The following is an 8,544-nucleotide window of genomic DNA, read 5'->3' as shown; positions in this document are numbered from 1 at the left end:
CGGGCAGGGTGGGACCGGTGTACCCCTCGTCGCCCGGGTTGTCGGACGAGGAGGAGCAGCCGGAGAGCGACAGCCCGGCACTCAGGAGCAGGATGGCGGCTTGGCGCGATGCTTTCATGTACCTCAGACGCCGCGGGTACGTGTTCCGTTCGAACCCCACCGGTCGAACGACGAGCTTACGGGCGCGGCCACGGATGGCCGTGGAGGCGCTCGATGTCGGTGTTGAACCGCTGAAGGTAGTCGGCGAAGCGGGTGACGTCCTCGTCGGACCAGCCGCCCATGACCATGGCGAGGGCGTGGACGTTGCCCTCGCGTTCCTCGTCGAGACGGCGCTCGCCCTCCTCGGTGATGCGGAACTTGCGAGCCATGCCTCCCTCCGGGTCGAGCGTGGGCTCGACCAGGCCCGCCTTCAGAGCGGCGGCGGTCTGGCGGCGAAGAGTGGACGCGTCCAGGCCGAACGCCTCGCTGAGCTCGCTGACGGACATCGGCCGTCCCTGTGCCCGGATACGGCTGAGCAGGATGTACGCGCTCCTCTCCAGGGTGGACCCCTTGGGGCGCCCTTTGCTCCTGCTCAGGTGCTGGTAGCGGCCGAGGAGCATGTTCTCGTACTCGACCCGGCGCGTGGGCTCGTCCACAGTCGCTGTCTTCCTTCTCACGGGTGCCGCGGATGGCCGGAGGCGTCCCCCACCCAGGACACCCAGGACACCCGGGAACCCCCGGATACCCCGGACATCCCCGGACACCTCGCCCATGCATCGTACCCGTGCCGTGCCTCGTACCCGTGCCGTGCTCCGTGCCCGCGGCGTGCATCATGCACGTCGTGTGTACGATGCCTGCGGCGCGCCCGTCGCACCGTACGGCGCTCGCCCTGTCACCGGTTCCACGCACCGAGGAGATCCCTGCTGATGGCCACCCCCCTGCCGACCGCGCGTTCGAGAGGTGTCATCGCGACCCTCGCGCTCGCCGGCATAGTCGCCTCGATCATGATGACCCTGGTGACGCCGCTGCTCACGGATCTGCCGGCGATCCTCGGCACCAGTTCCTCGAACGCCTCATGGGTGGTGACCGCCACGCTGCTGACGGGCGCGGTCTTCGGTCCGGTCGGCGGACGCCTCGGTGACCTGTACGGCAAGCGGCGCATACTGCTCGTGTGCTGCGTCCCGCTGGTGGCCGGCTCGGTGGTGTGCGCGCTGTCCTCGTCCGTCGTGCCGATGGTCGTGGGCCGCGGGCTGCAGGGTATCGGCATGGGCGTGGTGCCGCTCGGCATCAGCCTGCTGCGCGACGTGGTGCCGCAGGAGAAGCTCAGCTCCTCCATCGCGCTGGTGAGCGCCTCGCTGGGGATCGGCGCCGGTCTGGGCCTGCCCATCGCGGCCGCGGTCGCCCAGTACGCCAGCTGGCGGGTGCTGTTCTGGGGTGCCGCCGCCCTCGCGCTGGCGGTCACCGCCATGATCTGGTTCCTCGTCCCCGGCACCCCTGCGGGCGCCAAGGGGCAGCGCTTCGACTTCGCCGGCGCCCTCGGTCTCGGCGGCGGAGTGCTGTGCCTGCTGCTCGCGGTCTCCAAGGGGGCCGACTGGGGCTGGGCTTCCGGGACCACGCTCGGCCTGTTCGCCGCCGCCGTGGTGCTCCTGCTCGTCTGGGGCTTCTGGGAGCTGCGCACCCGTGATCCGCTGGTGGACCTGCGCACCACCGCCCACCCGCGTGTCCTGCTCACCAACGTCGCCTCGGTCCTCGTCGGCTTCGGTATGTACGGGCAGTCGCTCATCTCTCCGCAGCTCCTGCAGTTGCCTGAGGCGACCGGCTACGGTCTGGGGCAGTCCATGCTGGCCATGGGCCTGTGGATGGCACCGGCCGGCGTGATGATGATGGTGATCTCTCCGCTCGGCGGAAGGCTCACGGCCACGCGCGGTCCCAAGGTCACCCTGATCCTGGGCGCGCTGGTGATCGCCGCCGGATACGGCCTGTCCCTGGTGCTCATGGGCTCCACCTGGGGCCTGCTCGTCGTCGCCCTCGTCGTCAGCTCCGGGGTCGGTTTCGCGTACGGGGCGATGCCCGCGCTGATCATGAGCACGGTGCCGCCGTCCGAGACGGCCTCCGCGAACAGCTTCAACACCCTGATGCGCTCGCTGGGCACGTCCTCCGCCGCCGCGGTGATCGGTGTGGTGCTCGCCGAGACGACCACCACCACGGGCGGATTCACCCTGCCTTCGGAGGACGGCTTCCGCACCGGACTGCTGATCGGTTGCGGGGTGGCACTGGTCGCCGCCGCGGTCGCCGCCCTCATCCCTGCCGCACGGGAGGCCGCACCCGGGACCGAGGCGACGGAGCAGCAGCCGACCGCCGCCGAGGCGCCCGCTCCGGCGGCGTGACCGGCAAGGTGACCGGGGCGCGATGTCGGGGGAGACCGTAAGGCCGGGTCTTCCCGCGTTCCGCGAGCCGGTTCGGCCCGGAGGAAATCGGTGGCCGTTCTTCGGCCGTGGTGCTGGGATGGCGCGATGCGAGAAGAGGCGTCGGCCATCGTGGACCGGGGGCAGTACCAGAGCGCGGTCACTCCCTGGGAGCAGGAGGTCTGGCGGGCCGAGGCCCTCGGCTGGGTGGAGGGCGAGCTTGCCGCGCATGGCTTGCGGGCGACCGGGGGCCGGAGCGTTCGACTGCGGCCGTGGTCCGTCCTGGTGCGGGTGCCCGTCGAGGGGCGTGACGCCGTCTGGTTCAAGGCGAATCCACCGGCTAGCGCTTTCGAAGCCGCGCTGACTGAGGCACTCGCTCGCTGGGTGCCCGAGCACGTACTGGAGCCGCTTGCCGTCGACACCGGCCGCGGCTGGTCGCTGCTGCCCGACGGAGGGGAACTCTTCAGGGACGTACTCGACCGGGAGGCGGCCGATCCCCGTACGTGGGAAGAGCTCCTCCGCCGGTACGCGGCCATACAGCAGGCCCTGAGTCCGCACGCAATGGAGATGGAACTGCTGGGTGTCCCCGGCGCACGGACCACCGCACTGCCGGAGGTCTTCGACGAGGCGGTCGCGCAGAACTCCGCGCTGGGGCCGGAGGAACGCAGGAGACTCGGGGAGGCACGGCCGTTCCTCGTGGACTGGTGCGCGGAGCTCGCGGACGTGGGGATCGCGGACTCCCTCGACCACTCGGACCTGCACGACGGTCAGCTGTTCCACCCGGAACCGGGCCGTTTCACCTTCTTCGACTGGGGCGACGCCGCCGTCTCGCATCCCTTCTGCAGTCTGCCGGTCCCTGCCCGAAGCGCCTGCGAACGCTACGGCCCCGGCGTTCTGCCACGGCTGCGGGACGCCTACCTGGAGCCGTGGACGGGCTCCGGCCGAACGATGGGGGAACTACGCCGTGCCGTGAGCCTCGCATGGCGGCTCGGTGCCCTGGGGCGCGCCTGCTCCTGGGGCCGCATGTTTCCGTCCGCGTCCGGCGCCGAGGACGCCCCCGGGGCCGCGGAAAGCGCCCACTGGCTGCTGCAACTCCTCAGTGAACCGCCGCTCTAGACGGCGGCGGCCCGAGGCAGGGCAAGGGGGACGGAGCGCCGAATCGCCGGAGCGCGCGGACCTCGATTGCCGAGCTTCCGGATCCCGGGGCGGTCCGGCACCATGAGGTGACCGGTGACGCACTGAGCCCGCGACTGGAGCAACCGCCCGTGACCACGGATGCGTTCAGTGCCGAGCCGAGCGCGCGGGAGGCAGCCGCGCCGGCGGCGGTCGGCGAGGTGGTCATCGTCCGGATGCTGCTGGAGCTGATCGCGATCCCCGGTGTGACCGGCAGCCCGGCCGAGTCCGAGAAGACGACTCCCGAGAGGAGTCGGGAGTCGAGGGGTGGCGCCGTGGAGGAGGTGACGGGCGAGGGCCCCGATACTTCCGTCGCGGAACTTGACGCCCTCACAGGGCCGTTGCCACACTCGCCGCCTCCATAGAAATCGCTTGCTGTCTCCGGGGACGTACCTCCTGGTGTTTCGTTGAGCCGTGCCGCCGCAGGTCACGTGCGCCGCGTGGGCCTGAAGCGATGCAGCAACCCGGGTCGAATCGGGTTCGACGCGTCCCAGGAACGGACCGGGGCAGCACGCGTGCCAACCCCCACCTGGGAGAAGACGAGATGGGACGCAGAGCCGCAGCTCACCTCACCGATCCGGGCGCGACGGACCGACGTGGCCGTACCAAGCGCGCCGCCGTCACCGCCGCCTGTGCCACCGCCCTGCTCACCGGCGCCGCCGCGCCGACGGCTCCCGCAAGCGCGGCGCCGGAACCGAAAGCCGCCTGTGGCGAGGGCTCCTACCAGGCGGAAGCCGTACTCAACGGCAGCACGTGGACCGCCCGGCGCGGCAGCAGTGTCGTGTACACCGGCGGCGACATGCGCGCCGCGACACAGGCGGCCGTGAACAGCCTGACGTCGGGCCGGACTTCGAAGGAACGGGTCGTCGTCCGGGGCTCCGGCTCCATCGCCGCCGGCTCCCGGGTCTCCCTGCCGAGCTACACCGTGCTCGACGTCTGCGGCACGATCAACGTCACCGGCTCGGGCTCCGGCGACCAGGCGCCCGTCTACGCACGCGGTGCCCGGGACATCGAGGTCCAGCACCTGAACCTCACCGGCACGCCGCTGTACGGCATCTTCCTGCGCAACGTCCAGAACGTCGTCCTCGGCCAGATCGACATGCGCCTGTCCCGTGGCCTCGGCATCCGTATCGACAACCGCGGCGACACCAGCCAGTGGACGCGGAACGTCAGGATCGACACCGTGTACGTCTCGGGCGCGAGCAGCCACGCCGTCGAGACGTACGGCGTCGACGGCCTCACCATCGGAACCGTCACCGCCCGCAACGTCGGCGAGTCCGGTCTGCTGCTCAACCAGACCATCAACGCGACGGTCACCAAGGTGGACGCGGACGGCGCGGGCACCGGAACCGGCTACGCGGCCTTCCGCATGGCGAACCGCAACGGCCGGGTCGGCAGCGGCTATCCCACCAACGTCCGCGTGGGCGAGGTCGTCGCGCGCGGCGGCGGGCGCGGCGTCTTCTGCGTCTCCGAAAGCGGTGGCGCGGTCATCGACCGGGTGACCCTGTCCAACACCGGCAACAACGCGATCCTCATCGAGAACTGCTACAACGTGAACCTCGCGGCGCAGAGCGGCAGCGTGTCGGGCGGCGGGGAGATCAGGCTCGCGGCACGGTCGGAATTCCCGAACAACCGTGACATCACCATCCAGAACCTGACGGTCACCAACTCGGCCATCAGGGAGAGCCCCTGCGGCGAGAACACGACGTTCCGCAACAACCGGCTGGTCAACAGCCGCGAGGACATCTGCTGAACCGTCCCCGGTGCGGGTCCGGGACCAGGGCCTGTCGTTTGGATCAGGCCGGCCGTGTGCGGCACCGCTCAAACGACCCGAGCGGGGCCATGGGGGAGCAGATGACCGACGACAACGCCCCAGCTTCCCGGACCCGCGTCCAGCCCACAGGAGACGGCGGCCTCAGGAGTTGAGCTTCAGGAGTTGAGCTTCAGGAGTTGACCCTTCCCTTACGTCAGGCTCAATGCTGTACGCCGACGAAAGGGCACGTGCATGAGCTACTCCGTGGGGCAGGTCTCCGCCTTCGCCGGGGTGACGGTGCGGACACTGCACCACTACGACAGGGCGGGGCTGCTGTCACCCGGCGACCGCAGCGACGCCGGCTACCGGCTCTACAACGACACCGACCTGGCCCGCCTCCAGCAGATCCTCTTCTACCGCGAACTCGGCTTCTCCCTCGACGACATCGCCACCATCCTCAAGGACCCGCAGGCGAACGCGCTGGAGCACCTCCGCGCCCGGCAGCGCCGGCTGGGCGAGGAGATCGCCCGGCTCCAGCGGCTGGCCGAAGTGGCCGAGCAGGCCATCGAGGTGCAGCTCACGGGTGTGTCCCTCACGCCCGAGGAGCGCTTCGAGGTCTTCGGCGAGATCACCTTCGACCTCAGCTACGCCACCGAGGCGCAGCTCAAGTGGCGGCACTCGGCAGGACAACGCGAGGCCATGGCCCGCGCGGCCGCGCACACCAAGGAGGACTGGCGGCGGCTCATGGCCGAGGCTGCCGCCTGGCGTGCCGAGCTGCTCGCGGCCTTCGACGCCGGGGAGCCCAGCGACGGCGAGCGGGCCATGGACCTCGCCGAGGAGCACCGCGGGCACATCAGCCGCTGGTTCACGCCCTGCCCGCCCGACATGCACCGGCGCATCGCCGACGACTTCGCCGCCGACCCGCGGGCCTTCGCCCTCGTCGTACCGCTGTCGCAGCAACGGCCGGGCCTGGCCGCCCATCTGTGCAAGGCGATCCACTCCAACGCCTCCCGCCTCGCCGCCGCCCGTCCCGACGCCGACCGCACGTCCGACCCCGGGGCCGAGCCCGAGGAGTACCAGTGAGAATCCTGATCGCCGCCGCCGGTTCACGCGGCGACGTCGACCCGTACACCGGCCTGGGCGCCGAACTGCACCGCTCCGGGTACGACGTGGCCATCGCCACGACGGACGCCTTCGCCCCGCTCGTACGGAAAGCCGGGCTGGAGTTCCGAAGCCTTCCCGCGGCCCGGCCCCGGGCCGACGGAGGCCTGGCCGGCAGACGCGAGCTCATGCGTGTCGCGGCCGCCTTCGCCACCGAACTGGGCCAGGGCTTCGCCGACGCGGCGGCCCGGGGCGCCGACCTGCTTCTGCTCTCCGCGACCACGGCCCCGCTCGGCTGGCACATCACCGAGGCCACCGGCATCCCGAGCCTCGGCGTCCACCTTCAGCCCACCGCGCCGACCGGCGACTTCCCGCCCGTCGTCATGGGCACCCGCTCACTCGGACGCCTCGGCAACCGTACGGCCGGGCGCTTCGCACTCCGCATGGCCGACCGCGTGTACGGGCAGGCCGTCTCGGACCTGCGCCGCCGCCTGGACCTGCCCGCCGTCTCCGCCCCGGCGATGCGCCGCCGCCAGGAGCAGGCCCATTGGCCCGTCCTGTACGGCTTCAGCACCGCACTCGTGCCGCGCCCCTCCGACTGGCGTCCCGGGCTCGACGTCGTGGGCACCTGGTGGCCCCACCTCCACCCCGCCGAGCGGCTCCCCGCGGAGCTGGAGGACTTCCTGCGGGCCGGGCCCCGGCCCGTGTTCATCGGCTTCGGCAGCATGGCGGCCGGAGAGGGGGAGCGGCTCGGCGAGATCGCCGTGGGGGCCCTGCGGCGCGCCGGACTGCGCGGCGTCCTCCAGTCCGGCAGCGCGGGGCTCGCGGCCGACGGCGACGACGTGCTCACCATCGGCGACGTACCGCACGAGTTGCTGTTCCCCCGGCTCGCCGCCGTGGTCCACCACGCCGGGGCGGGCACCACGGCCGCCGCACTGCGCGCCGGAGTGCCCGCGGTCGCGGTGCCGGTGACCGCGGACCAGCCGTTCTGGGCGGCGCGGCTCGCCGCACTGGGGGCCGCGCCCGACCCGATCCCCTTCACGTCCCTGACCGCCGAACGGCTGGCCGACGCCCTGGGCCAAGTGGTGAGGCGGCAGACGTACGCCCGGGCGGCAGCGACCGCGGCCCGGCACATGGCGACGGAGGACGGAGCGGGCCGCGCCCTCAGGGCCGTTCAGCACATGACGGGCTGACGGGCCGTCGGCACTCGGTTTCCGTACTCCGCCTCTTGCGCGCGGGCTCTCAGAAACTGCCCTTGCGGAACTCGCTCTCCGAAGAGGTGGTCGTGGCGGTGACGTTGTAGCGGTCGCCGCCCGCGTCACGGCGGCCCTGGTCGTGGTTGTACTGGAACTTGAAGACATACGTGCCGGGCTCCAGCGTGACTCCCGACTTCAGCGTCACCACGTAGTCCACCTCGCCGCTGGTCGCCGCCGACGCCACCGACACCCGGTCGCCGAGGGAGCTCCACGTGCCGGTGTTGGAGACGCCACCCGTCTGGATGATCTTGACGACCACCTTGAGGCTGCTGAGCGACTTCGTCGACTTCACGGTGATGACGCTCTGGTCCCAGTAGTCGTTGGAGTCCGCCTCGACGCTTCCGTCGGACCAGAGGAAGGAGGTCGACTCCTGTTGCGAGGAAGTCGTCGACCGTGACGAGGTCTCCTGCTCGTCGTTCCCGGCCGACTTCTCGTCATCGTTCGTGCCGGAACCGGAGTCCGAGGAGCCGGACCCTCCACCGGAGGAGCCGCCGGACCCACCCGGGGCCGGGAGATAGACCACGTCCGGGGCCCTGTCCCCCTTCTCCTTGGCCGGTGCACCCGAGGACGTGGTGGAGGACGGTGTGCCGCCGGGCTCGGCGGAGCCCCGCTCCTTCACGGCGTCCTTCTTCTCGGCGGCGGTGGTCACCTTCTCCGGACCGCCGCTCCAGTCGATCTGGGAGACCAGCGCGGTGGTGCCCATGATGACGACGACCGTGGCCGCGGAGCCCCCGACGGCGTTCCAGACCCTGCGGCCGGGCAGGAATCCGCGCAGCGGAGTGCGCGCCTTGCGGGCGAACAGTTCGGCGAACTCGCCGTCCGAGCGGCTGGGTCGAACGGTGGTCTGCGGCATGAGGCGGGTCCTTAACGACGAGAG

General features: G+C 71.3%; 8 protein-coding genes. 6 read left to right on the top strand and 2 right to left on the bottom strand.

Annotated features, from left to right (window positions below):
- Positions 1–176: 176 nt before the first annotated feature.
- Positions 177–635, bottom strand: a complete 459-nt coding sequence (locus FNH04_RS35815; protein WP_322724800.1) for a MarR family winged helix-turn-helix transcriptional regulator — start codon at positions 633–635, stop codon at positions 177–179.
- Between the two features lie 270 nt (positions 636–905).
- Here FNH04_RS35815 and FNH04_RS35810 point away from each other — a divergent pair, with 270 nt between their 5' ends.
- The 6 genes from FNH04_RS35810 to FNH04_RS35785 all read left to right on the top strand — a co-directional run bounded on the left by FNH04_RS35810 (position 906) and on the right by FNH04_RS35785 (position 7,604).
- The gene (locus tag FNH04_RS35810; protein ID WP_152790020.1) at positions 906–2,366 is read left to right on the top strand and encodes an MFS transporter; all 1,461 of its coding nucleotides are present in this window, start codon (positions 906–908) and stop codon (positions 2,364–2,366) included.
- 126 nt (positions 2,367–2,492) lie between these two features.
- Positions 2,493–3,500 (top strand): aminoglycoside phosphotransferase family protein, encoded by a 1,008-nt coding sequence (locus FNH04_RS35805; RefSeq protein WP_152790019.1) that lies wholly within the window; start codon positions 2,493–2,495, stop codon positions 3,498–3,500.
- Positions 3,501–3,649: 149 nt separating this feature from the next.
- Positions 3,650–3,922: a hypothetical protein gene (locus FNH04_RS35800; protein WP_152790018.1), complete on the top strand. Its 273-nt coding sequence runs from the start codon at positions 3,650–3,652 to the stop codon at positions 3,920–3,922.
- A 179-nt stretch (positions 3,923–4,101) separates the two neighbouring features.
- Positions 4,102–5,310: a hypothetical protein gene (locus FNH04_RS35795; RefSeq protein WP_228031798.1), complete on the top strand. Its 1,209-nt coding sequence runs from the start codon at positions 4,102–4,104 to the stop codon at positions 5,308–5,310.
- A gap of 252 nt (positions 5,311–5,562) precedes the next feature.
- The gene (locus FNH04_RS35790; RefSeq protein ID WP_152790017.1) at positions 5,563–6,393 is read left to right on the top strand and encodes a MerR family transcriptional regulator; all 831 of its coding nucleotides are present in this window, start codon (positions 5,563–5,565) and stop codon (positions 6,391–6,393) included.
- On the top strand, positions 6,390–7,604 hold the full coding sequence (locus FNH04_RS35785) for a glycosyltransferase (RefSeq protein WP_322724796.1): 1,215 nt from the start codon (positions 6,390–6,392) through the stop codon (positions 7,602–7,604). The genes FNH04_RS35790 and FNH04_RS35785 overlap by 4 nt, the downstream gene beginning before the upstream one ends.
- 49 nt (positions 7,605–7,653) lie before the next feature.
- On the opposite strand, the gene FNH04_RS35780 is transcribed toward FNH04_RS35785, so the two are convergent.
- Positions 7,654–8,520, bottom strand: a complete 867-nt coding sequence (locus FNH04_RS35780) for a hypothetical protein (protein ID WP_152790016.1) — start codon at positions 8,518–8,520, stop codon at positions 7,654–7,656.
- Positions 8,521–8,544: the final 24 nt, after the last annotated feature.

Origin of the sequence: Streptomyces phyllanthi, from assembly GCF_009377205.1 — a bacterium.
GTDB lineage: Bacteria > Actinomycetota > Actinomycetes > Streptomycetales > Streptomycetaceae > Streptomyces > Streptomyces phyllanthi.
The sequence above is the reverse complement of the archived record's forward strand: the minus strand, read 5'-3'. Positions and strand labels throughout refer to the sequence as shown.

Bases quoted from the DNA above. Each gene is read 5' to 3' on its own strand.
- FNH04_RS35810 (WP_152790020.1), top strand. From the start codon at position 906: ATGGCCACCCCCCTGCCGACCGCGCGTTCGAGAGGTGTCATCGCGACC.
- FNH04_RS35805 (WP_152790019.1), top strand. From the start codon at position 2,493: ATGCGAGAAGAGGCGTCGGCCATCGTGGACCGGGGGCAGTACCAGAGC.
- FNH04_RS35795 (WP_228031798.1), top strand. From the start codon at position 4,102: ATGGGACGCAGAGCCGCAGCTCACCTCACCGATCCGGGCGCGACGGAC.
- FNH04_RS35790 (WP_152790017.1), top strand. From the start codon at position 5,563: ATGAGCTACTCCGTGGGGCAGGTCTCCGCCTTCGCCGGGGTGACGGTG.
- FNH04_RS35780 (WP_152790016.1), bottom strand. From the start codon at position 8,520: ATGCCGCAGACCACCGTTCGACCCAGCCGCTCGGACGGCGAGTTCGCC.